We start from the raw sequence: 23,329 nt of genomic DNA, 5'->3' as shown, positions 1-23,329 counted from the left end.
GAGGCCACTGATGCAGGCGATCATGGCCTGATGGCATCGCTTCGACTCGAAGCCATGCGTTGGCATAACGAGCCGAGCGACCGGCCATCTCGACCATCGGCGTTACGTTTTCACACAGCCTCGGTCGGAAGCGGACCTCACGACCGTTCCAAATTCCAGCCCAAGAACCGTCCAATTCTGGCTTAGCCTTCTTTACAGTGCTTCTGCCCAGGGGCAAGCACAACCTTACTTGGCAGGTAGCCACGGACGCCGCATGCGCTCGCGGCGCCATCCATGTGATATGCCAGGGAATAGCCTTCCGAGCCCCTGCGAATCTCGACCGTCGCGTAGCCTTTGGGGTCATGAAAGCCGTCGGTGTCCTTGATGGAAATCGTCGTGACCCCAGCATTTGAAGCCCACTGGGCCTTCAAGAACTGCGAGGCAGCTTGCCCATCCCGAGAAGCCTCCAACTCACAATCACCATCCCCGCTTTGGACAGAACTTTCGAGTCGAAAGCCCATGACGGTCGCGCCATCCAAGTACAAGTGAAGCGCGTAATTTGACCCCTCCGCACTTCCCTCGCATGACAACTCAGTTGCCTTAGCGAAGCACGAAAAGGACAGCGGCAGGAGCGCGGCCAATGCCAGCGATAGCAAGGCAGGCCTGCCGGGTCCACTTGCGTATGGGTGTATTCGCACTTGCAACCTCGCTCGCCAAATTGTCACGACCAATCGTGCAGCAACCGTCCGCTGTGGGTCGGTAGCGGACGTTAGCACTCTACGATTCAAACCGATAAGCGAGCCCTGTCGTTGGCTCACCATGACTGCTCAATGCCGCTTCAACTTGCCGGATAAGCCATACCCGGTCCGCTTCCGCCGTGAGATCGCCGAGCGCTTGATCAGTCGTTAGCCGGACCAAGCCGTGATCGATCACTTCATCAACGTAGGCCACGTCAACCAAGGAGGCCGGCGCAATACGATTTGCGAAAAGGTTCGGCGATCGCAATCCACTGATCTCAACCTTCATGCCTTCCCCTCTCTCGACCTGAGCCCACATTCCACGATGTCCGCTTTGGGTCGGTAGCGGACATAAAATTTCGGTCTTCCGTTAGCTATCGAAGTCGCCCTGAAGCGATCAGGCCTGCCAAGGGACCCGGTAGCCCAATGGATTCAGGGACCTCGGGCGCGGTGCGGCTTCCCGCTAAGACCGTTTCCATTGGAATAACACCTGCCCATACCGGTACGTGCGCTTCATCAGCATCAGAAGGGTCACCACTTCGGCTCTTGACCGTTGCCTCTTCAATTTCCATCCAGAGAACCGACGTTGCCTTCAGTTCTTTTTCCTGCACGGGACGCAGCGAGTCCCAGCGTTCAGGAAAGAGGCCATCCATGAAGTCACGGAGGGCACGCTCCGTTTCTTCCAGTCCTTCCACGACATGGGCTACGCCAAACATCATGGCGGAGCGATAGTTCACGGCGTGGTTGAGCGCTGACCTCGCCAGCACGTATCCATCCACCAGGCTGCAGGTGATGCAGACGCGTGCGCCATCAACCTGCCTCAGGAAGCGGCTGCCTATCGAGCCGTGCCAGTAAAGACGATTGCCTTTGCGCCAATGCATGGTCGGGGTAACGAAAGGCTGTCCGTCAATGACATACCCCACATGACACAGCGGACTGGCATCCACGACCGAATAGACATCTGAGTGTAGGTAACTGCCGAGATGCGGCTCGCGACGAATGCGGCTCCGATCGGTCTTGGGAAAGGCAAGCCATTCGTCTGTGGGCGACTCGGTCGTCATCAATGAGATCCCTGGATGTCGGTGGCAATGGTGCACTCAAGCGATGGAACCGGTCAGTTCCAGGTGCCGATACACCGCATCATTCCGACAATATTTCCTTTCACAGACCTTCCACAAAGCACGCCGGCAACGACTGGCAACGTCCGTTTTGGGTCGGAAACGGACATTGCACCTACAGCTTTCCGGCCACTTCTTCCAGGAAAGTGATGACCCCTTTGGGACTGACCACAAGCCCGCGCCCGCTGATGCGAACGACTGCCCCGGAAACGAACTCGATCTCCAGCTGGATCGGCCCCTTTGTCGACAATGGGAGCATAAGCAGGTTGTCATAGGGGCCCTCGACTGTAACGAGCCGGCCGCCCGCCACCTGTGCTGGGTACGAAACCGGGTCACCACCAAGACACGGCTCGTCGATCTGAATCTCCACCTGCTGGCTCCAACCCTTCCCATCCAAATGCACGTAAGCGTGACTGAACGTGATCAAGAGCGAATTGCCGCGCGTCTCTATGCCGCTAATCGTCGAATCGTGCAGCTCAATGGAATGAGGCAGGTTGGGCATACCGGGCTCCCTAGAGTCCCCTATGAATTAGGTCTGCTTTGGGTCGCAAGCGGACCTCCCACGTCTAGCCTAACTTGGCCTCAAGTTCTGCACCAAGGGTTTCCAGAATCACGCGCAAGCCTTCTATTTCCGACTCACTGATTCGCTCAATGATCACAGGTTGCTTCAACATCACGCGCTGGGTGATCAATCGAATCTCGCGTGGAGACCCCTGCAAGGCTCGCCGCAAACGCTTCGGAAGCTCCGACCCAGCATGCCCGGTCCACCCCGTGGCGCGGGGGCTATCCGTGTAGCTGGAAATGGTGATCGTGTACATGGTGCGAATAATCCAGTCCTCTCCCCAACGTCCGCAATGGGTCGGAAGCGGACGTTTCAATCAATCGCAAGGTTGTCGTTCAAAACCCACTGAAAACGAACCTTAAAGTCATCGACACACTGCTGGCAGACCCAGTGCCGCCCATCCGATGTACACCACCCAACATGCAGTTCGCCAGGCAGGTCGAGCCTCGCGAACTTGGCCCAACAGAGTGCGCAATGGTCATGATCGTCACGGACGGAGGCCTGAGTCCATTGGCGATGTATAAGCGTGACGCCGATTAGGTGATCTGCCTGATCGGTGAGCCAGCTGTCATCCTTCTCGGCCATGTTTCCCCCTTGAAATCTGTCCCCCGGGTCGGCAGCGGACGCGCCGCAGCCAGTCCATCGATACTTCAAGCTTTTCCGTGCGCCCAAATTTGGTACGCCCGAAGAAATTCATCTTCGCTGCCAGCCGCTTCGATTTCAGCGGTTTTCAGCTCAATCATCGCACCTATAAGGACCGCAATCGCAGCTCTCTGTGCGGCATTGCAGTACGTATAAAGCTTGTTGTCTAGCCCGCCAGAATAGAGATGAAATAGCAGTTGGTAGCCGTACCAGTCATACCCGTAAGGCGGATCGGTAAACGCTAGCCGAGCAAGCGAAGGCACGTAGAACGCCATGCCTTCGGCGCTTGAAAAGCACATTGGTTCCCACCCGGGATTTCCAACGTCTTGAAATGTGAGCGTCTCACGATTGCGATTTCTTAGAAGCCCGTCATGCTCCGCGCACTCACCGCAATGCGTGAAGTTCGTGAAATGATCAGGCTTTGCCAGAAAACCGAAGGCCTCGTCTACGGCCGCAATTGCCTCAGACTGCATCACCATCATCGAATCCTTGACCAGGTTGGCAGACTACCGTGTTTCACCTTAGGAAGGTCCGCTTGGGGTCGCGAGCGGACCTTATTTCTTCGTGAGGTTTCCCGATTTTTCTGCCAGCCAGCCCGCGACATAGCTAAGGACACCCAGAGCGATGCCCACAGGTACCAGCCAATGCAGAAGATTGTTTTGCAGCGCGGTTATGTACACGTCATGCCCATGATTTGGTACGGGTACGACGCGCTGCGTCAGCGGATCAGGGGATAAGGGACCTCTTACTATCGCTGCCCAAACCCAGACCCATGCCAAAACGATTGGTGCCGTGGCAAAACGCAATGTCACGGACGCAAGCTTCAAAAATCTACTGAAATCCACACCATTCCCCCTGACATGTTGTTCACTCTAAGCGTCCGCAATGGGTCGGGAGCGGACATTGCTGGGCCGAATCTTAGCTCCGCTTGGCATCGCACAGACATGTGACGAGGCCAGCCCCATTGGGACGCCCCATCTCGCCTTGTGGCTAGTGCAAAGATGTCACCGATGGAAAGTTCCAGCCGGCAGTAATCAACCCGTCCCAGTCCACCGGGTCATATCCGTATGAAGCATCAAACTTTCCATCCGCCCGTAAATGCAGCTTGCACGACGTGAAAGGCTGCTTACCCCCTTGGGCCAGTTCAGCTCGCAACTTCCTAAGCCAGCCATCGAGATCATTGGAAACCCGCGCGGATCGCTCACGTATCACGCCATCATGAGCTACCAAATAGCTGTTGGAGAACATGCTGTGATCCTCTTCCACGTAGTACAAGATCATCAGCTCAGTCCAACCCGTCTCGGTGCCGGAAATGGCTCTGCTAGCGATCTCTTGAATGATCTGGAATTGGTCCATTCTTTCCACCTGGTCAATCACATTTAGTAGCTCCCTTTGAAGTGCCAATGTCGGCTTTGGGTCGGTAGCGGACCTTAGCGATTGCCTAAGGCGGACAAATTATGGGTAAGAGGTGACCATAATTTGGCCAAAACGGCCAAATTATGGGTAAGTGCACACACACTACAAAACCACTGAATTTATGGTGGGCCCACCAGGATTCGAACCTGGAACCAAGGGATTATGAGTCCCCTGCTCTAACCGTTGAGCTATAGGCCCATGACATGCCAATGCGTTGCGCGCGGGCGATGGGAGGCGGACATGGTAACGGTGTTGGGGTGGGGGCGTCGACGGGGCGGGGGTGCGGATGGCCCCGGTGGCGGGTGGGAATGGTCGGATTATGGGCGCGGTTAACGTAGACTCGCGCCCAATGCGCCGAGGCCTGGCGCTTTGAGGAATGGCGCCATGCGCGAATTGATTGAACGTTACCTTGGCGCGTACAACCGGATGGATGTGGATGGCATGCTGGCCACCATGCATCGCGAGGTGGTTTTCGAGAACTACACGGCGGGCGTGCTGAGCGTGCGAACCCAGGGCGTCAACGAGCTTCGCCACCTGGCGGAAAGCTCGCGCTACCTGTTCTCGGCGCGGCGCCAGCTGGTGCTGGCCTATGAGGAACACGAAGGCACGGCGACGGTGCAGATTCTGTTCGACGGCACGTTTGCGGTGGATCTGCCTAACGGCGTGCGCGCGGGGCAGTCCATCACCATGAGCGGGCGCAGCATGTTCCGCCAGCTCGACGGTCTGCTGGTATATATCGCCGATTACAGCGAGTGATTGGGCAGGGCTAGCGTTTCGTGCTCGGCACGTCGCAACAGGGCATTACGCCAGCGCTGCTGCTGTTCGACGGCGGCCTCCACCAGCCAATGCGCCTTGTTGGCAACCCACGCGGCTACCGGCACGCCGTCTTCGTAGAGCACGCGCGTGCCCATGACGGCCGGCTGCTTGGCGCCAGCCAGCACGGTGCCCACCAGGTTGAGTGGGTCGGAGCCGCTGATGCACACCAGCTCGCCACGCGGCTCTTGCTGACGCACGGCGCGCAGCCTCGCCACGGCTTCGGGCAGGGCGAATTGCTCGCCCACCAGGCCCTCGACAAAGCGGCCACCCCGCACTTCGCCACGGGCTTCCAGCCGGTGATAAACGCGCAACAGTTCGCGCCAGTTGGGTAGCCAAGGGGCTTCGCGCTCCAGCAGTTTCCAGAACACCACGCCGTAACGACGCAGCAGGGTACGGGCGATGTGTTCAAGGGTGTCGGGGCCGGTTGCCGCCACGGGCTTTGTCCGTCCCTCGCCTGGGTTGCCGGGCTTGGCCTCTCCCAGGGGCAGAGGATGGGTGCGCACCAGCGACCAGCGGCCGGCGTCCTCGATACCGGTGAGCATGTGGCGGCGCAGGCGTCGATGGCGATGGGCATCGCGCTTGGCGGCGGGAACCAGCAGCGCGCGCAAGCCAGCAAAGCTGTCGGCGGTAATGCGCCCCGCGGCCACCAGCTCACCCAACACGTCCTCCAGTTCGGTGCGCAGCAGATGCGTGGCGGACAGGAGTTCGTCGAAGAACAGCGCGCCGTGATCACGCAACGCGTCGATCACGGCCTGCGCCCGGGAGGACACCAGGGGCTCCTGCGGCTTGTCGTCGCCGGAGGCCATCGCTGTCCACAGTGGCAGGCTGCGACGCGGCAACAGCACGATGGGGGTGGCGCGTACCGGGCCGCTGCTGCCGGAGCCCGCACGCAAGCGGCTCCAACTCACCCGGCCAGCGCGGCACACGTCATCCAGCCAGGTGATGGCGTAATCGTCGATGCGCGAGGGCAGCAGCTCGGTTTCCCATGCGCCAGCGGCGGCTTCGAAACCTTCCAATTGGTTGATGACGGCGGGCAGCGCATCCGGGCCGCTCAGGCGCGTGCCGGGCGCCACGTGTTGCCATTCGAACAGGAAGCGCATGAGATCGCGTCGGCTAACCGGTTCGATCTCTCGACGCAGGCGCCCGATGGTGTAGCGATGGATGCGCGCCAGCAGATGGCGTTCGCACCATTCCACCTGGGTTGCTCCGGGGGTGAATTGCCCCTGCATGACGTAGCCTTCCGACTGCAGGCGCAGCAGGGTCAGCTCGATAGCGCTGGGCGGCACTGCGAGGGAGGCGGCCAGCGCGGGCACGGTGACGGGGCCCAAGCCGGTGAGTCGGCCACGCACGAGTTCGAACAAGGCGTCTTCGCGACTCCACGGCTGCGCTGCATATTCGGCGGGGGCGTCGATAGGTGGCTGCAGGCGCAGGCTTGGATGCACGGCCTGCCATTTGGGCAGCGATTCGGCGGATGTCCAGATGGCGCCACTCGCGCCGGCATCCGGCGCAAGCTCGCGCGCATGCTCACCATCGCCTACTCCGCTCGAGGACGTGGGCGTTAGCCGCGTGGCGCGATGCTGTTTGGACAGGGCGGCCAGCCAGTGATCCCAGCCTTCGTTGGCGCTTGCCTCTTGGCGGGTGATGCCACCGAGAATGCCTAGTGCTTCGTGCATTTCGTCCGCGCCGCGCACCTGCGGCCAGGCTTCCTCGCGCACGGCGGCGATGGCATCCGGGTCCAAGCGGCCAAGATCATCTGCACTGTCGGCATCGCTCCAGCGACGCGACTGCACGGCTTGCGTGCGGCGCTCTTCCAGCGGTGCATCGTCGAGGTAAGCGTAGGGCGCGGCGGTGAGCACTTCGGCGGCGAGTGGGCTGGGCGTGGCGAGGTCGCGGGCGATCACGCGAATGGCGCCCTGCTCCAGGCCCTTGAGGATGTGCAGCAGGCCATCCACGTCCATGGCTTCGCGCAGGCAGTCGTGCAGCGTCTGGTTAACCAATGGGTGATCGGGAATCTCGCGTTCACCCACGATGTTTTCCAGGCATGCCACCTGATCGGGGAACACCGTGGCAAGCAGGTCTTCGCTTTTCATGCGCTGCAACGGCGGGGGCACTTTGCGACCACCCTGGAAGCGCGGCAAGGCCAGCGCCGTGGTGGCGTTCCAACGCCAGCGCACAGGAAACAGTGGCGCATCCAGCAGCGCCTGCACCAGCACATGCTCGGCGGTGTTGGAGTGCAGGTAGTGCGCTACTTCCTCCAGCGGAAAGCTGTGGCTGGTGGACAGCGACAGCACGATGGCGTTTTCGGTAGCGGCGGCCTGGAGTTCGAAATTGAACTGGCGACAGAAGCGCTTGCGCAGCGCCAAACCCCAGGCGCGATTGATGCGGCTTCCCCACGGCGTGTGGATCACCAGCTGGGTGCCGCCCGATTCATCGAAGAAGCGCTCCAACACCAGCTGATGCTGTGTCGGTAGCACGCCCAGCGCGGCCTTGGCGGCCGCCAGGTACTCGGCAAGCTGCTGCGCGGCGGCTTCGCTCAAACCCAGCGTGTGCTGTAACCAGTGCAAGGCTGACGGCAGGCCGCCCTCGTCCAGGCGGGCAGCGATGTCCTCGCGCAGACGCGACACGCCCTGCGAAAGCTCGGCGGTGCGGCCGGGCGCCTCGCCCAGCCAGAATGGGATATTCGGCGGCACGCCTTGGGCGTCTTCCACGCGCAGGCGATCGCGCTCCACACGTTGGATGCGGTAGCTGGTGTTGCCAAGCTGGAATACATCGCCGGCAAGGCTCTCCACGGCGAAGTCTTCATTGACGGTGCCGATAATGGTCGCCTGCGGCTCCAGCACGACAAGATAGTCTGCCGTGTCAGGGATGGCGCCGCCGGAAGTAACCGCAGTGAGGCGGGCGCCACGACGGCCGCGCAACTGACCATGCACGGCATCGCGATGAATATAGGCACTGCGTGGGCCGCGCCTGGTGGTGAAGCCCTCCGCCAGCATGCGCACGGTGGCGTCGAACTGCGCTCGAGTTAGCGCGCGATATGGGTAGGCGCGCCGCACCAGATCGAACAGCGCGTCCTCGCTCCATTCCTGGCAGGCCACTTCCGCCACGATTTGCTGCGCCAGGACATCCAGCGGCTGCGGCGGCTGGATCAGCGTGTCCAGTTCGCCACGCCGTACGCAATCGAGCAATGCCGTGCATTCGGCCAGATCATCGCGCGTGGTGGGGAACAGGCGCGCCTTGGGCGTGCCATTCACCGCATGGCCGGAGCGGCCCGCACGCTGCAAGAAGGCCGCGATGGAACGCGGCGAGCCGATCTGGCATACCAGATCCACATCGCCAATATCGATGCCCAACTCCAGCGATGCGGTTGCCACCAACACCTTCAGTTCGCCGCGCTTGAGCCGCTGCTCGGCATCCAGGCGCTGCTCCTTGGCCAGGCTGCCGTGATGGGCGGCCACCGCCACCTTGCCGAGTCGCTCGGACAGATGCCGCGCGGCGCGTTCGGCCATGCGGCGGGTATTCACGAAGATCAGCGTGGTGCGGTGCGCCTCCACCAGGCTCGCCAGCTGGTTGTAGACCAGCTCCCACACATCGTTGGACATCACCGCTTCCAGCGGCACCGGAGGCACAGCGATAGCGAGGTCGCGCGCGCGCACGTGCCCGACATCGACGATGGCGATCTCGTGCGGTGCACCGGCCGCAAACACGTCACCGCCGGTTTCGGCGGCGGCGCCACCACTGGATTGGGTGGAGCCGCGATGGGAAGGTTCGCTCGACGTCATCGGAAGCTGCGCGTGGGCTCCGACGAGGAATCGGGCAACGTCTTCAATCGGCTTTTGCGTGGCCGACAAACCAATGCGCAGCAGGCGCCGCTGGCATAGCGACTCAAGACGCTCCAGCGACAACGCCAGGTGCGCTCCTCGCTTGCTGGAGGCGAGCGCGTGGATTTCATCCACGATCACCGTGCGCGTGCTGGCGAGCATGGCGCGACCAGACTCCGAACCGAGCAGGATGTACAGCGACTCAGGTGTGGTCACCAGGATGTGCGGCGGCTGTTTGCGCATAAAGGTGCGCTCGGCCTGCGGGGTATCGCCGGTGCGCACCGCGGTGCGGATGGCGACATCCGGCAGCCCTTGCTTGGCCAGTTCGGCGCGAATGCCTTCCAACGGCGCTTCGAGGTTGATGCGAATGTCGTTGGAGAGCGCCTTGAGCGGCGACACGTAGACCACGGTGGTGGCATCGGGCAGCGCGCCACCTTGCGCCACGCCTTCGCGTACCAGGCCATCAATGGCCGAAAGAAAGGCAGTAAGCGTCTTGCCCGAACCTGTCGGCGCGGCCACCAAGGTGGGTCGTCCGGCGTGAATGGACGGCCAAGCGGCTATTTGCGGCGCCGTCGGCGCGGGAAAGGCGCCCTGGAACCAGGCCGCAACGGCAGGATGAAAATCGTGCAGTGGCATGAACTTAAGTGTGGCGCCAACGTTTCTCACAGGCTGAGAGATGGGGTCGATACGACCGTACGGCAAGCAAGCACGAAATTATTCGCTTCAGTCTCGAACATAATTACGTGACAATATCGTTAAACCGCCGTACGCATCGGTACGTTCTTTCGGCGGATTGCGTTGCCTTTCTTTCCTTCTCTGGGGATTTACCAATGACCGCCGCCAGCCCGACGCGCTTTGCCGTGCTTGCCCTTTCCATTGCCAGCGCCCTTGCCCTTGGCAACGCTGCCCACGCCCAGGACGCCAACGCGCCCGCCAGCGCCCCCAGCAAGTCGCCGAGCGGCAAGCCGGTGCAACTGGAAACCGTGAACGTGACCGCCGAAAAGCGCGTCGAGAACCTGCAGAAAGTGCCGGTGTCGATGACCGTGATTACGCCGGAGAAGCTGGACAACTACGGTCAGGCCGGCGACACCGTGCTGCAACTGGCCGCTCGCGCGCCCAGCGTGTACGCCGAAACCTCTTACGGTCGCGAGTTCCCGCGCTTCTACATTCGCGGCCTGGGCAACAGCGACTTCGACCTCAACGCCTCCCAGCCGGTGTCGATGGTGTACGACGACATCGTGCAGGAGAACCCGATTCTCAAGGGTTTCCCGCTGTTCGATCTGAATCAGGTGGAAGTGTTGCGCGGTCCGCAGGGCACCATGTTCGGCCGCAACTCGCCGGCCGGCGTGATCAAGTTCGACTCGGTCAAGCCGAGCCAGGAGACCAGCGGCTACGCCAAGGTGTCCTACGGCAGCAAGGGCACCGCCAACGCGGAAGCCGCGCTGGGCGGCGCCCTCAGCTCCAACTGGTCGGGCCGCGTATCCGCCCTGGCGCAGCATCGCGATGGCTGGATCTCCAACGATTACACCGGCGCCAAGGATTCGCTCGGCGGCTATAACGACCGCGCCGTGCGCTTGCAGGCGATGTACGACACCGAAGGCTTCAACGCGCTGATCAATACGCATGCGCGCTGGCTGGACGGCAGCGCCATGGTGAACCGCGCCAACGCCATCGAGCTGGGCAGCGACAGCCTGGTGCCGGGCTTCAACCGCGACGTGGTGTATCAGGACGGCCGCAACCGCCAGCACCTGTTCAGTTGGGGCAGCAATGTGCACCTCACCTGGAACCTGGGCGATTACACCTTCACCTCGATCACCGGCTTCGAGAAGGCCGATACGTACAGCCTGGGCGACGTGGACGGTGGCATCGCCATTCCCAACAACCCGAGCCAGCAAGCGTATGTAACGCCGTTCCCCTCGGAAACCGCCGATGCGCTGCCGCACGATCGCCAGGTCACCCAGGAATTCCGCTTGGCCAGCAATCCGCAGGATCGGCTGAGCTGGCAGGTGGGCACGTACTACTTCAACGAAGACATCGCGATCGTCAATTACGACTACAACACGCTCAACAACCACGCGATGGATGGCTACGCCCGCCAGACGCAGCAGACCACGGCGTGGGCCGTGTTCGGCTCCACCGACTATCACCTCACCGATGATTTCGACGTGCGTGCAGGCGCACGCTGGTCGCACGACTCGCGTGACTTCCACGTGGATCGCTACCTGTCGCCGATCGGCGCCGGCCCGCTTTCACTGGGCGCCAACCCGCACGATGCGCGCTGGAGCGGCGACCTCACCGGCACCTGGACGCTCAATCCCAACGTCAACGTGTACGGTCGCATCGCCAATGGCTTCCGTGCACCGAGCGTGCAGGGCCGCGTGCTGTTCGCGGACTTCATCTCGCAGGCCAAGCCGGAGACGATCACCTCCTACGAGCTGGGCATCAAGACCACCGGCATGGATAACCGCCTGCGCTTCAACGCGGACGTGTACGACTACACCATGCACAACCAACAGCTCACCGCGGTGGGCGGCGACATCAACATCACCCGCCTGATCAATGCGGCCAAGACCGAGGGCTACGGCGCGGAGTTCGACCTGGAGGCTTACCTCACGCCGAACTTCGTGCTCACCGCCGGAGGCAGCTACAACCACACCGAGCTGAAGGACCCGAACCTGGCGGTGGCCGTCTGCGGCGCGCCCTGTACCGTGGTCGACCCGCTCAACGCCCAGGGCAACGCGCTGGTTGATGGCAACCCGCTGCCCAACGCGCCCAAGTGGATCGGCAACATGACCGCACGCTATGGCATCCCCTACGGCGAGAGCGGCGAATTCTTCGTCTACACCGACTGGAGCTACCGCAGCCAGGTGAACTTCTTCCTGTATCAGTCGGAGGAATTCCGCAGCAAGCCGGTGCTCGAGGGCGGCCTGCGCCTGGGCTACAACTGGGATTTCGGCAAGCGCGAAATTGCCCTGTACGGCCGCAATATCACCAACAAGCAGTACATCACGGGGGCGATCGACTTCAACAACCGCACGGCTTTCGTCAACGATCCGCGCATTATCGGCGTGGAGTTCAAGACCGAGCTGTGATGGTGGCGGCCGGCCCCGGGCCGGCCAGAAGCCTGGTGTCACGAGGGGGAGCGGCCTGGCCGCTCCCCTTTTCTTTGCACCCTCGGCGGACACAATGGGCTGGCTTGATGCAAAATCGGGCCTTTTATCGTCGAGACCAACACGTGAACCACCCGGGCGAGCACGCCAGCGAGCAGTCGCAGTTCCTCACCATGGCAGATGGTCAGCCGCTCTTCGTGCGGGATTGGCCTTCGGCGCGCGCGCATGACGCGGTGTTGATCGTGCATGGCCTGGGCGAGCACAGCGGCCGCTACCAGCGACTGGCCAGCTGGTTTCGCACACGTGGCTATGCGGTGCGCAGCTACGACCAGCGCGGCCACGGCCAGACTCCGGGTCGTCGCAGCGCCCTGCCGCACGGCGACGATTTGCTGGAAGACCTCGCCACCGTCTACAACGACTACGCCACCCAGCTGCCGCGTCCGCCGCTGCTGCTGGGCCACAGCATGGGCGGACTGGTGGCCGCCCGCGCGGTGCTCGATGGACGCCTGCAGCCCCCCGCGATGGTGCTGTCCTCGCCCGCGCTGCGTACCTGGGAGCCGACCTGGCGTCAGCACCTGGCCGCCGGACTGGCGCGCCTGCTGCCCAATCTGCCGCTGCCCAACGGATTGCCGTTCGACAAGCTCTCGCACGATCCGCAGGTGCAGCCGGCCTACCGCAATGACCCGCTACGCCACGGCTGGATCACCCCGCGCATGGCCGACTTCATTTTCCGCGCGGGTGCCAGCAGCGTGCGCGATGCCGCCCAACTCAACGTACCCACATTGCTGCTGGTGGCGGGTGCGGACAAGCTGGTGGAACCTTCAGGCAGCCGCGATTTCTCCACTGCCGCCATGGCAACGCAGCGCATCACCACGCGCTACTTCGACGCGCTCTATCACGAGTTATTCAATGAAGCGGAGCCGGCGCGCAGCCAAGTGCTCAAGCAGTTGGCCGATTGGTTGCAGAAGCTGGCTTGAGGTCGGCCTGGATGGCGTGTCCGCGCCAGGACGACGCTGGCTCCCCGTTGTCGCGGGAATGACGGCGTGGTGCAGGGCGCAGAATGCCCAGGGCCCAGTGCTGGCTACATCCACTCGCGCTTGCCGGTGAACATGATGGTGAGCCATTCGGCGCGGATATCGCTACCCAGCCGCTGGGCGATTTCCGAGCGTACCGTATCGACATCGCCCATGGTGCCTAACGGGCGACCCGATTCCACCAGAATATGGATGTCGATAAAGCGCATGCGCCCCATCTTGGCGACGTAGCTGGCAAAGCCCAGATAACCGCGTTCGTCGACAAGCCGCGCCATTACGTCGCGCACGCGTTGGTCCAGTTGATCGGGCGCCAACTGCAGCACTTCGCGTAGCGCCTGCCACAGGCTGCTCAACGGCAACGGCAGCAGGGCCACGGTAAGCAGCAGCAGAATGCTGGAGTCGATGTAGCGGGTCCAATGGTCCAGCGGCCCACCCTGAATCACCTCGGCCAGCGCGAAGCCAATCAGCACGGCGACGCTGATGCAGCCACCGATCAGCCAACCGCGCGCGTCAAGCCTTAGCAGCTCCGAGCGCAGCTCGATGGCCCGGCGTCGCATCAGCCATGCCATGCCCATGCTGGCCACGCCCATCACCGCGGCCCAGATCGCACCGAAGCCGAACGCCAGCTCATGACCGCCGGTGAGCAAGCCATGCAAGGCGCTGTACGCGGCGTAGCTGCAAATGGCGGTGAGCACCGCGGCGTTACATGCCAACAACAGGGGTTCCAGGTGCCAATAGCCGAACTGGAAGCGACGGCTGCCTTCGCTGGCGATCAGCCGCGACACCAACAGCGAGCCCGCGGTGAGCACCACATCCACCAGCGAGTAGAAACCGTCGAAAGCGATGGCCTGCGAGTGCATCGCCAAGCCCACGACGACGCACGCGGCACCCACCAGAAAGGTGACGACGATGGATAGGCGAAGCTGTTGTTGTTCGCGAGAAGTATCCATGGGTGACTCGCGCTGATGGTAACGGCGGGGCGAATCGGCGTCGGGCAAATTCAATGGGTCGTGTACGCGCTTGGCGGAACGCCGGGTATGCAGATCGATGCTTCGCGTGACTTCGCGCAACAACGGCGACCACCCTCCCGGGTGATCGCCGCCGACGCGGGCTTGCTGCCCGGCCGTTAACGCTTGAGCACTTCCACCACGTAACGCGGGCTCTTGTCGCCCGGCTCGATGATCAAGCCGTGCACGTCGGACTCAAAGCCGGGGAATTTCTCGTTCTGTTCCTTGGCGATGCGCAACATTTCGATGATGGGCGAATCCTGCCCGCCGAACTTCTCGCCCGGCATAATCACCGGAATGCCCGGCGGGTACGGTACCAGCATGGTGGCAGCCAGGCGGCCGGACAGCTTGTCGATGTCCACCCGCTCCACTTCGCCGCGAACCAGGCGATCGTAGGCTTCCGACGGCGGGATGACCGGTTCGGGCAGCTCTACGTACATCTCGCGCATCACCTGCGCCACTTTGTTCTTGGTGTTGAAGGCATGCAATGCGTCGCACAGGTCACGCAGGCCGGTGTTGGCATAGGCCTCGGGATGATCGGCCGCTAGGGAGGGCAACGCTTTGTCCAGCGGCGCGTTGGCGTCGTACAGCTCCTTGAAGGCGAGCAACTCCGTGGTGAGCGTGCTCCACTTGCCTTTGGTGATGCCCATGGAGAACAGGATCAGGAAAGAGTAGAGGTTGGTCTTCTCCACCGTGATGCCGCGTCCCCATAGGAAGCGGCTGACCACGGCGGCGGGAATACCCCGCTTTTCCATCTTGCCGTCCATGGTCAGGCCCGGCGTCACCAGGGTGACCTTGATCGGGTCGATCATCACGTAGTCGCGGGCCAGGTCGCCAAAGCCATGCCAGGCAGCCTTGGGCGCGAGTTTCCAATCCGATTGCTTGGTGCTTACCGGTGCGGCGGCACGCTCACCTTCGTCCAGGCGATCGCGCAGCTCGGTAGGCTGCCACACGCTGAACCACCAATCGTTCTTCTTGATGCCATCGCCCACGTGCAACACGGCGCGGCGGAAGGCGATGGCCTCCTTGTGCATCTGCTCGATCAGGCTGTGACCGGTGCGCCCTTCCATCATGCGCGAGGAGATATCGCAGGAGGCGATGATGCCGTAGTGCGGCGAGGTGGAGGTATGCATCATGTACGATTCATTGAATCGATCGGCGTCCAGCTTGCGCGTCTTGCTGTTGCGCGCATGGATCATCGATGCCTGCGAGAACGCCGCCAATAGCTTGTGGGTGGAGTGCGTGGCGAAGATGATCGGGTCCTGGTCGCGCGGCTTGCCCTTGGCCATCGCGTAGTGGTTGTCGTACATCTCGTGGAAGGCGGCATAGGCATACCAGGCTTCGTCGAAGTGCAGGTAATCCACCCCGCCACCGATATCCTTGGCGATCTTCTCCACGTTGTAGCAAAGGCCGTCGTAGGTGGAATTGGTGACCACGGCGATCTTGGGCTTGAAGTCCTTGCCCTTGGCCTTCGCCGCCTTGCTCGCCAGCGGGTGCTCGGCGATGCGCTTGGCCATCGCCTTGGGATCGAACTGGTCCAGGCTGATCGGGCCGATGATGCCATGCGCATTGCGACTGGGCGTGAAGTACACCGGAATGGCACCAGTCATCACCAGCGAATGCAGCAACGACTTGTGGCAGTTACGGTCCACGAACACCACATCGCCGCGCGCCACCACGCCGTGCCATACGATCTTGTTGGCGGTAGAGGTGCCATTGGTGACGAAGAACGTGTGATCGGAACCAAAGTTGCGCGCTGCCTCGGCCTCGGCGGCCTTGATCGGGCCGGTGTGATCGAGCAGTGAGCCCAGCTCCGGCACCGATATCGACAAGTCGCTGCGAAAGGTGTTTTCCCCAAAGAACTGGTGGAACGCACGTCCTACCGCCGACTTGGTGAACGCAACGCCGCCACCGTGACCGGGCGTATGCCAGGAATAGTTCGATTCGGCGGCGTGCTTCACCAGCGCCTTGAAGAATGGCGGCAGCAGATTGTTCATGTACTCATCGGCGGCGCGCATCACCTGCTTGGCAATAAAGGCCTTGGTGTCCTCGTAGAGAAAGATGAAGCCGTGCGTGATGCTGAGCAGCTTGGTCGGCACCTGCTCTACCGTGCGACGTTCGCCATACAGAAAGATGGGAAGGTTCTCGCGATAGGCCAGCTGGGTGTTGAGGAAGTCGTAGAGCCGATCGAACTGGTGCGGTCCTTCCTCGGTGCCATCAATGGAAATGAGCACCGCCGAAGCGGCGTTGTAGGTGCGCGCGCCCGCCTCGGCGTCGCTCATGGTGAGGCCGCTCAGCACCCGATGGCCGTAGCCACGAATCTCGTCGGCCAGCTGCCGGATCAGAATGCCATTGATGCGCGGCGAATCGTAATCGGCATCGATGATGACCACCGGGTAATCGAGAGAGTTGAAGTACATGACCGGACTCCATTTATTGCATGGGGGCGAGGGAAGACATCACGAACGCGGGGCGGGCGCGGGTGCCACTTTGAGTTGGCGGTCGCGGCGACGCTGTTCGCTGAAGAAGGGATAGAACACGCTGATGAACAGCATGAAGAGGAAGGCGTAGGTGACCAGGTCACCCTGGGTGCCGAAGATGGCCCACAGGCAATACACCACGGTGATACTGGTGAGTACCCAGTAGATGCCCGTGTGCGCCACGGTGTGGCTGGTTTCCACCGCGAAGTAGCAAGCCACGCACGAGTAGATGTAAGGCAACAGGGTCAACACCACGGCCGCCTGGGTAATCACTTCGAACTGCGCCGATGCGGTGGGCGAAGCAGCCGTGATCAGCACGATCAGCGACATCAGCACGCCGACGATCAGCAGCCCCTGCACCGGGGTATCGTCCTTGTTGGCCTTGCTGAATATCTTGGGGAACAGGCCGTCATCGCCGGCCGCCTTGGCGCTGAGCGCGGTAAGCAGGATCCAGCCGCCGAGCGAACCGCCCGCACCCAAGGCCGCGCACAGGCTGACCACGCCGCCGCCGATATTGCCCAGCGCTACCTGCGCCGCCAGCGCGAACGGCGCATCGGCCACTTGCAGCTGGTCGTTGGGGATCATGCCCATGATTACGGCGGAGCTGGAGATATACACCACCGCCGCGAGGGCCACGCCCGCGATGGTGGCAATGGCGACGTTCTTTTCCGGGTCCTTCACCACCGCCGCGGATACCGATGCCGACTCCACGCCGATGAACGCCCACAAGGTGAGCGAGGCGGCGCCCGAGATGGCCTGGAAATCGCTCTTGCCGGTGACGTTGTAGGCACCCGCGAATACATCGCTCTTGAAGAAGAACCAGCCGAAGATGGCAATGCCGAACAGCGGAATCAGCGCGAACGAGGTGGTGATGGACTGAATCCGTGTTACCACCTGGGCACCCAGGATATTGGCGAAGGTGAACAACCAGATCAGCACCAGCACTACCACGGTGCGCACCATGGGCTGTGCCAGGGCGGGTACGAAGTAGCTGAAATAGCCCACCGCCGCCACCGGCAGCGCGACGTTGCCGATCCAGTTGGCAAACCAGTAGATGGTGTTGGTCTGGAAGCCCATGTAAGGGCCGAAGGCATCGCGCGCATAGGCGTAGGGGCCGCCTGCCTTGGGGGCGAGCCGGCCCAGCTTGGCGAACACGAAGGCGAGCAGCAGCGAGCCGATGGTGGTGACCACCCAGCCCCACATGGACACACTGCCGATCTTGGCCAAGCTGCCGGGCAACAGGAACACGCCCGAGCCCATCATGTTGCCAGCCACCAGGAACGTGGCCGCTACGACACCAATCTTGCGCTTGTCATCTGCCATGGCGAGGCTCCCGAGCGAGTACGAGGAAAGAAAAAGGCAAACAGACGCCCGCACGGCGAGCGCCGCGAGCGTCAAGGAATAGACGAGTCATGTTGCGCGGGCGCGTCAGTGGGATCACGCCGAGCCTCCCTGGAGCCATGCAAGCGCTGCGCACCGTTCCCTGGTTCCCTGTGGCGCATGACTCCGGATGCACCCTGGCATTGCACACTCCCTGTCTGGACCAACGCCTACTTCGTCCGCGGCGACACAGAGCGTTCCACAGCGCCAGCGTCGACGCGGCGGTCCTTCCGTGCGACTGGCTCGCGACGGCTGCGCGAGCGCCAAGGACGACGTTTCACTGGGATTTTCCGCACGTCGCTGGTCGACATACTGTGAAGGCTGAGCGCCATGGGCCTACTTTCACATTTTGCTTTCGCTTAGCGCGCCAGCATGGAGGACGCGCCTTTTCAGTCGACTGCATTGGGGAATGTCATGTCGAACAAGCCAAGCTCGCCTTCGCGAAGGGTTTTCCTGCGGCAATCGATGGCGGCGGTGCCGGCCGTGGGCTTGCTCGGCACGAGTGCGCTGGCACAGACGCAAAGCGCCGCACCCGCCGCACAGGCCGCCTACACGCCGCGCTATTTCACCGCACCCGAATGGGAGTTCCTGCAGGCCGCGGTCGACCGTTTGATTCCCGCCGACGAACACGGACCCGGCGCCCTGGAAGCGGGCGTACCGGAGTTCATCGACCGCGAGATGGAAGGCGCCTATGGCCACGGCGGCTTCTGGTATATGCAGGGCCCGTTTGCGCCCGACACGCATCCCACGCTGGGCTATCAGCTGCGTTTCAACCCGCGCGAACTCTACCGCACCGCCATCGCCGCCATCGACGATTGGTGCCAGAAGCAACACCAGTCGACGTTTGCCGCACTGTCACCCGAGGAGCGCGATGGCGTGCTGCATGCCCTGGAGAAAGGCGACATCACACTGGATCAACTACCCGCCACCAGCTTCTTTGCGCAGTTGCTCACCAACACCAAGGAGGGCTATTTCGCCGACCCGATGTACGGCGGCAACAAGCACATGGCGGCATGGAAGATGATTGGGTTCCCCGGCGCGCGGGCGGACTTCGCCGACTGGGTGGAGCAGCCCGGCAAGGTCTATCCGCTGGGCCCTGTGTCCATCGAGGGAGACAAGGCATGATCCGCATGAAGCCGGTGGACGTGGTGATCGTGGGGTTCGGCTGGACGGGCGCCATCATGGGCATCGAACTGGCCGACACCGGGCTCAATATCCTCGCCCTGGAACGTGGCGCCTATCGCGATACCTCGCCCGACTTTAGCTACCCGCACAATGCCGATGAGCTGGCTTATGGCATACGCGGCAAGCTGTTTCAGCCGCTGTCCCGCGAAACCGTGACCATTCGCCACGCAGTGGGCGATACGGCGGTGCCTTATCGCCAATACGGCTCGTTCCTGTTCGGCAACAACGTGGGGGGCGCCGGCATTCACTGGAACGGGCAGCACTACCGTCCTTCGCCGGAAGACCTGGAGCTGCATAGCCATATCAGCAAACGCTACGGGGCCAAGTTCATGCCCGACGATATGCAGATCCAGGATTACGGCCTTACCTACGACGAACTGGAGCCGTTCCTTGAGCAGTTTGAAGTGCTGTGCGGCACCTCCGGTCGCGCCGGCAATATCAATGGTGAAATCAAGGAAGGCGGTAATCCCTTCGAAGGGCCACGCAAGCGCGATTATCCTACGCCCCCGGTGGCCGACACATACGGCGCCAGGCTGTTTGCCGATGCAGCGCGCGCGCTTGGCATGCACCCGTTCCCGCAGCCTTCGGACAATGCTTCGCAGCCCTATACCAACCCGCATGGCGTGCGCTTGGGACCGTGCAATTTGTGCGGCTACTGCGAGCGCTTCGGCTGCTTCATGTATTCCAAGGCTTCGCCGCAAACCACTATCCTGCCGGTGCTGATGCGCAAGCCCAATTTCGCGCTGCGCACCCATAGCCATGTCACCAGGATCAACCTCGACTCCACCGGCAAGCGCGCCACGGGTGTCACTTATATCGACGCGCAAGGCCGGCAAGTGGAACAGCCTGCTGACCTGGTGATCGTCTCGGCATTCCAGATGCACAACGTGCGCCTGATGCTGCTCTCCGGCATCGGCACACCGTACGACCCGAACACCGGCAAGGGTGTGATCGGCAAGAACTACGCGTACCAGATGATGAGCAGCCTCGGCGTGTTCTTCGACCAGGACGTGGCGATCAATCCTTTCATCGGCGCCGGCTCGGGCGGTGTGCAGATCGTGGACGACTTCAACTCCGACCATTTCGATCATGCGGCGCACGGTTTCGTGGGTGGCGCGTATATCTATGGCGGCCAGACGGGCGGCCGGCCGATCCAGCAATTGATCGTGCCCCCGGGCACGCCAGGCTGGGGCGCGGCGTGGAAGAAGGCCGCCAAGGAAAGCTATCTGCACGCCACCACGGTTGCCACGCACGGCTCGGTGATGTCGTATCGCGACCGCTATCTCGACCTGGACCCGACTTATAAGGACGTGTTCGGGCAACCGCTGCTGCGCATCACCTTCGACTGGCACGACAACGAATACAAGATGTCGCAGTTCGTCACCAGTCGCGCGCAGGACATCGTGCGGCAGATGAAGCCCAAGGCCACCTCGCTTACCTTGCGCAAGCCCGGCGATCACTATGACGTTCGCCAGTACCAGACCACCCACACCACCGGCGGGGTGATCCAGGGCAGTTCGCCGGAAACCAGCGCGCTCAACCGCTACCAACAGAGCTGGGATGTGCACAACGTGTTCGTGACGGGCGCATCGGCCTTTCCGCAAAACCTGGGCTACAACCCCACCGGCCTTATCGGCGGCCTCACCTATAACTCGGTGAAGGCGATCCGGGAGAACTACCTCAAGAACCCTGGCCCTCTGGTGCAGGCATGAATACCGTCGCCTCACGTCGGCGCGGTGGTGGCCTGTTGCGGGTCATCGTGGTGTTGCTCGGGTTGGTGGCGCTGGCCTGGCTGGCGACGCGACTGTTTGGCCATGGCGGCGGCGACGCCTCGGCAAGTACGGCAATGCCCTCGCCCGAGCAGATCGAGCAGGGTGAATACCTGGCGCGCGTGGGCGACTGCGCGGCCTGTCACACCGCGCCGGGCGGCAAACCGTTTGCGGGCGGCCTGCCCATCGCGTCGCCCGTGGGCACGATCTACAGCAGCAACATCACGCCCGATGCCGCTACGGGCATTGGGCACTACACCTACGGCCAATTCGAGCGCGCGGTGCGCCGTGGCATCAGCGCAGCCGGCTACACGCTGTATCCGGCCATGCCGTACCCCTCGTACGCCAAGGTCAGCGATCAGGATATCGAGGCGCTGTACGCCTACTTCATGCACCGCGTGACGCCGGTAACCCAGGCCAATCGCGCCGAAGACATCGCATGGCCGCTGTCGATGCGCTGGCCGCTCACCTATTGGCGTTGGCTGTTCGCACCCAAGGTGTCGCCCATGCAAACGGCCGCCACCGGCGACGCAGCCCTCGCCCGTGGCCAGTACCTGGTGGAAGGCCTTGGCCACTGTGGCGCGTGCCACACACCACGCGCCATCACCCTGCAGGAGAAGGCGCTGGACCCGGCCGATGGCACCACTTATCTGAGCGGCGGCGAGAGCGATCATTGGATCGCACCCAGTCTGCGCGGTGAGCTGGCCAGCGGCCTGGGCAGCATGAGCGAAGAAGAGCTGGTGGCGCTGCTGAAATCCGGTCGCAGCGAACGCAGCGCCGTGTTCGGCGGCATGAGCGATGTGGTGACGCACAGCACGCAATACGTGTCCGATGAAGACCTCGCCGCCATCGCGCATTTCCTCAAGTCGCTGGCGCCGGCACGCGAGGAGGCCGCGCTCAACGACGACCAGGCCACGCACGCCGCACTCGCCAGCGGCAACGTCGGCAAGGCGGGCGCCCAGCTCTACGTGGACAATTGCGCTACCTGCCACCGCACCGACGGGCACGGCTACGGCCAGGTCTATCCCGCGCTGGCCGGCAACCCGGTACTCAACGGCGCCGACCCGGCCTCGGTCATCCGACTGGTATTGCACGGAGGCACCGTGCCCGCCGGTCGCGACGCGCCCACCCAGTTCAGCATGCCCGCCTTCCGCGACCGGCTGAGCGACCAACAAGTGGCCCAGCTGCTGACCTTCGTGCGCTCCAGTTGGGGCAATCGCAGCGGTGCGGTGCGGGCCGACCAGATACGCGCGCTGCGCCATCTGCCGCCGGCCGGCCAGCCGCTGATGACCGGTTACGATCCGCGCGCGCAGCAGCCCTGACGGCGGAAGCGCGCCGTGCGGGAGTCGCCGCTTGGACGGCCAAAGCCACTCCATGCGCCCACGAATGGAGCTGGCTTGCGCCTGCAATGCACCGCACCACTGGACGAAAAAGCCCGAGGGCGTCACCCTTACTGTCTCCCTCACCCAGGACCGTCCATGAGAACGCCCGATCGTGCCGCCCCGACCTTGCTTGCTGACCTCGGCGGCACCAATGTGCGCTTTGCTCTGGCCGATACCGGCCGTGCATTGCCGCTGATGGATGACAGTGTGCGGCGCTACCGCGTCAAGGACTATGGCTCGCTTGCCGAGGCCATTCGCCAGTACTTCAGCGATACCGGTCACGAAGCGCCGCGTGCGGTGATCGCTGCCGCTGGCCGCGTGAGCGAGGGCGAGACGGTCAAGGTCACCAACAATCCCTGGCTGGTCGCGGCGCACACGTTGCAAGCCGAGCTGGGCATGGAGTCGGTGCATCTGGTCAACGATTTCGCGGCGCAGGCCATGGCTGTGCCGCTACTGGCCCATGAGCAGCTGTCGGCCGTTGGCCCGCAGCCGCTACCGACGCTGGGTCAGCGCGAAACGCAGAGCTTCGTGGTGATGGGCCCGGGCACCGGCCTGGGCGTGGCGGGGCTGCTGCGCCGCCAGGGTCACTGGACGGTGCTGGAAACCGAAGGTGGCCACGCCGGTTTCGCCGCGCACACCGCGGAGGACGTGGAGATCCTGCATCGCCTCAACGAGCGCTTCGGCCGCGTTTCCAACGAACGGATGATCTGCGGCAACGGCCTGGTGAATCTCTATCTGGCCCTTGCCGACATCGCGGGCCAACCCGCGGAGGAATACACGCCCGAGGACATCACCGCGCGCGCGGAAACCGGTAGCGATCCGCTGTGCGTGCGCACGGTGGAAACGCTGGCGGGTATTTTCGGTAGCGTGGCCGGCGATCTCGTGCTCAGCTTG

Annotated in this window: 18 protein-coding genes and 1 tRNA gene; 7 read left to right on the top strand and 12 right to left on the bottom strand. The window is 62.8% G+C overall.

The genetic code is table 11. The annotated features are described in order from the left end of the window. Nucleotides 1-756: 756 nt before the first annotated feature. The 8 genes from JHD67_RS16985 to JHD67_RS16950 form a co-directional block, all read right to left on the bottom strand. The gene (locus JHD67_RS16985) at nt 757-1,005 is read right to left on the bottom strand and encodes a hypothetical protein (RefSeq protein ID WP_199100414.1); all 249 of its coding nucleotides are present in this window, start codon (nt 1,003-1,005) and stop codon (nt 757-759) included. An 85-nt stretch (nt 1,006-1,090) separates the two neighbouring features. Beyond that, nucleotides 1,091-1,777 (bottom strand): pyridoxamine 5'-phosphate oxidase family protein, encoded by a 687-nt coding sequence (locus JHD67_RS16980; protein WP_199100413.1) that lies wholly within the window; start codon nt 1,775-1,777, stop codon nt 1,091-1,093. A 172-nt stretch (nt 1,778-1,949) separates the two neighbouring features. Continuing rightward, complete coding sequence (locus JHD67_RS16975) at nt 1,950-2,336, bottom strand: hypothetical protein (protein WP_199100412.1); 387 nt, start codon at nt 2,334-2,336, stop codon at nt 1,950-1,952. Nucleotides 2,337-2,400: 64 nt separating this feature from the next. Then, complete coding sequence (locus tag JHD67_RS16970; protein WP_199100411.1) at nt 2,401-2,652, bottom strand: hypothetical protein; 252 nt, start codon at nt 2,650-2,652, stop codon at nt 2,401-2,403. Between the two features lie 56 nt (nt 2,653-2,708). Then, entirely contained in the window at nt 2,709-2,981 is a 273-nt protein-coding gene (locus JHD67_RS16965; RefSeq protein WP_199100410.1) for a hypothetical protein, read from the bottom strand. Between the two features lie 65 nt (nt 2,982-3,046). Beyond that, nucleotides 3,047-3,520 (bottom strand): hypothetical protein, encoded by a 474-nt coding sequence (locus JHD67_RS16960; RefSeq protein WP_199100409.1) that lies wholly within the window; start codon nt 3,518-3,520, stop codon nt 3,047-3,049. 508 nt (nt 3,521-4,028) lie between these two features. Beyond that, nucleotides 4,029-4,394 carry an immunity protein YezG family protein gene (locus tag JHD67_RS16955; protein ID WP_199100408.1) on the bottom strand — a complete coding sequence of 122 codons (366 nt, stop codon included), beginning with the start codon at nt 4,392-4,394 and terminating at the stop codon, nt 4,029-4,031. A 182-nt stretch (nt 4,395-4,576) separates the two neighbouring features. Beyond that, nucleotides 4,577-4,652, bottom strand: a tRNA-Ile gene (locus JHD67_RS16950). A gap of 186 nt (nt 4,653-4,838) precedes the next feature. Here JHD67_RS16950 and JHD67_RS16945 point away from each other — a divergent pair. Further along, nucleotides 4,839-5,210, top strand: a complete 372-nt coding sequence (locus tag JHD67_RS16945; RefSeq protein ID WP_199100407.1) for a nuclear transport factor 2 family protein — start codon at nt 4,839-4,841, stop codon at nt 5,208-5,210. On the opposite strand, the gene JHD67_RS16940 is transcribed toward JHD67_RS16945, so the two are convergent. Continuing rightward, nucleotides 5,198-9,724: a DEAD/DEAH box helicase gene (locus JHD67_RS16940; RefSeq protein ID WP_199100406.1), complete on the bottom strand. Its 4,527-nt coding sequence runs from the start codon at nt 9,722-9,724 to the stop codon at nt 5,198-5,200. The two genes, JHD67_RS16945 and JHD67_RS16940, sit on opposite strands and share 13 nt — an antisense overlap. Nucleotides 9,725-9,918: 194 nt before the next feature. Here JHD67_RS16940 and JHD67_RS16935 point away from each other — a divergent pair, with 194 nt between their 5' ends. Further along, on the top strand, nt 9,919-12,180 hold the full coding sequence (locus tag JHD67_RS16935) for a TonB-dependent receptor (RefSeq protein WP_199100405.1): 2,262 nt from the start codon (nt 9,919-9,921) through the stop codon (nt 12,178-12,180). A 143-nt stretch (nt 12,181-12,323) separates the two neighbouring features. Next, nucleotides 12,324-13,175, top strand: a complete 852-nt coding sequence (locus tag JHD67_RS16930; RefSeq protein WP_343214389.1) for a lysophospholipase — start codon at nt 12,324-12,326, stop codon at nt 13,173-13,175. A 104-nt stretch (nt 13,176-13,279) separates the two neighbouring features. On the opposite strand, the gene JHD67_RS16925 is transcribed toward JHD67_RS16930, so the two are convergent. The 3 genes from JHD67_RS16925 to adiC all read right to left on the bottom strand — a co-directional run bounded on the left by JHD67_RS16925 (nt 13,280) and on the right by adiC (nt 18,042). After that, nucleotides 13,280-14,182, bottom strand: a complete 903-nt coding sequence (locus JHD67_RS16925) for a cation transporter (protein ID WP_199100403.1) — start codon at nt 14,180-14,182, stop codon at nt 13,280-13,282. Between the two features lie 176 nt (nt 14,183-14,358). Further along, a complete protein-coding gene (locus JHD67_RS16920; protein WP_199100402.1) occupies nt 14,359-16,659 on the bottom strand; it encodes an Orn/Lys/Arg decarboxylase N-terminal domain-containing protein in 2,301 nt (766 codons plus the stop codon). Between the two features lie 39 nt (nt 16,660-16,698). After that, nucleotides 16,699-18,042 (bottom strand): arginine/agmatine antiporter, encoded by a 1,344-nt coding sequence (gene adiC, locus JHD67_RS16915; protein WP_199100401.1) that lies wholly within the window; start codon nt 18,040-18,042, stop codon nt 16,699-16,701. Between the two features lie 471 nt (nt 18,043-18,513). On the opposite strand from adiC, the gene JHD67_RS16910 reads away from it, so the two are divergent. From JHD67_RS16910 to JHD67_RS16895, 4 genes are all read left to right on the top strand, one after another. Then, nucleotides 18,514-19,224: a gluconate 2-dehydrogenase subunit 3 family protein gene (locus JHD67_RS16910; protein WP_199100400.1), complete on the top strand. Its 711-nt coding sequence runs from the start codon at nt 18,514-18,516 to the stop codon at nt 19,222-19,224. Then, a complete protein-coding gene (locus JHD67_RS16905) occupies nt 19,221-20,996 on the top strand; it encodes a GMC family oxidoreductase (RefSeq protein ID WP_199100399.1) in 1,776 nt (591 codons plus the stop codon). The genes JHD67_RS16910 and JHD67_RS16905 overlap by 4 nt, the downstream gene beginning before the upstream one ends. After that, a complete protein-coding gene (locus JHD67_RS16900) occupies nt 20,993-22,375 on the top strand; it encodes a cytochrome c (protein ID WP_199100398.1) in 1,383 nt (460 codons plus the stop codon). Before JHD67_RS16905 ends, JHD67_RS16900 begins: the two co-directional genes overlap by 4 nt. Before the next feature lie 156 nt (nt 22,376-22,531). Then, the coding region (locus JHD67_RS16895) for a glucokinase (RefSeq protein WP_199100397.1) at nt 22,532-23,329 on the top strand (798 nt) is incomplete at its 3' end.

Origin of the sequence: Dyella sp. ASV21 (assembly GCF_016428975.1) — a bacterium.
Lineage (GTDB): Bacteria > Pseudomonadota > Gammaproteobacteria > Xanthomonadales > Rhodanobacteraceae > Dyella.
Note: the sequence above shows the minus strand (reverse complement) of the source record. Positions and strands in the feature narration are given on the sequence as shown.

Excerpts from the sequence above, each read along its gene's own strand:
- JHD67_RS16985 (WP_199100414.1), bottom strand. The coding sequence starts at position 1,005 with ATGAAGGTTGAGATCAGTGGATTGCGATCGCCGAACCTTTTCGCAAAT.
- JHD67_RS16980 (WP_199100413.1), bottom strand. The coding sequence starts at position 1,777 with ATGACGACCGAGTCGCCCACAGACGAATGGCTTGCCTTTCCCAAGACC.
- JHD67_RS16975 (WP_199100412.1), bottom strand. The coding sequence starts at position 2,336 with ATGCCCAACCTGCCTCATTCCATTGAGCTGCACGATTCGACGATTAGC.
- JHD67_RS16970 (WP_199100411.1), bottom strand. The coding sequence starts at position 2,652 with ATGTACACGATCACCATTTCCAGCTACACGGATAGCCCCCGCGCCACG.
- JHD67_RS16965 (WP_199100410.1), bottom strand. The coding sequence starts at position 2,981 with ATGGCCGAGAAGGATGACAGCTGGCTCACCGATCAGGCAGATCACCTA.
- JHD67_RS16960 (WP_199100409.1), bottom strand. The coding sequence starts at position 3,520 with ATGATGGTGATGCAGTCTGAGGCAATTGCGGCCGTAGACGAGGCCTTC.
- JHD67_RS16955 (WP_199100408.1), bottom strand. The coding sequence starts at position 4,394 with ATGGACCAATTCCAGATCATTCAAGAGATCGCTAGCAGAGCCATTTCC.
- JHD67_RS16945 (WP_199100407.1), top strand. The coding sequence starts at position 4,839 with ATGCGCGAATTGATTGAACGTTACCTTGGCGCGTACAACCGGATGGAT.
- JHD67_RS16940 (WP_199100406.1), bottom strand. The coding sequence starts at position 9,724 with ATGCCACTGCACGATTTTCATCCTGCCGTTGCGGCCTGGTTCCAGGGC.
- JHD67_RS16935 (WP_199100405.1), top strand. The coding sequence starts at position 9,919 with ATGACCGCCGCCAGCCCGACGCGCTTTGCCGTGCTTGCCCTTTCCATT.
- JHD67_RS16925 (WP_199100403.1), bottom strand. The coding sequence starts at position 14,182 with ATGGATACTTCTCGCGAACAACAACAGCTTCGCCTATCCATCGTCGTC.
- JHD67_RS16920 (WP_199100402.1), bottom strand. The coding sequence starts at position 16,659 with ATGTACTTCAACTCTCTCGATTACCCGGTGGTCATCATCGATGCCGAT.
- adiC (WP_199100401.1), bottom strand. The coding sequence starts at position 18,042 with ATGGCAGATGACAAGCGCAAGATTGGTGTCGTAGCGGCCACGTTCCTG.
- JHD67_RS16910 (WP_199100400.1), top strand. The coding sequence starts at position 18,514 with ATGTCGAACAAGCCAAGCTCGCCTTCGCGAAGGGTTTTCCTGCGGCAA.
- JHD67_RS16905 (WP_199100399.1), top strand. The coding sequence starts at position 19,221 with ATGATCCGCATGAAGCCGGTGGACGTGGTGATCGTGGGGTTCGGCTGG.
- JHD67_RS16900 (WP_199100398.1), top strand. The coding sequence starts at position 20,993 with ATGAATACCGTCGCCTCACGTCGGCGCGGTGGTGGCCTGTTGCGGGTC.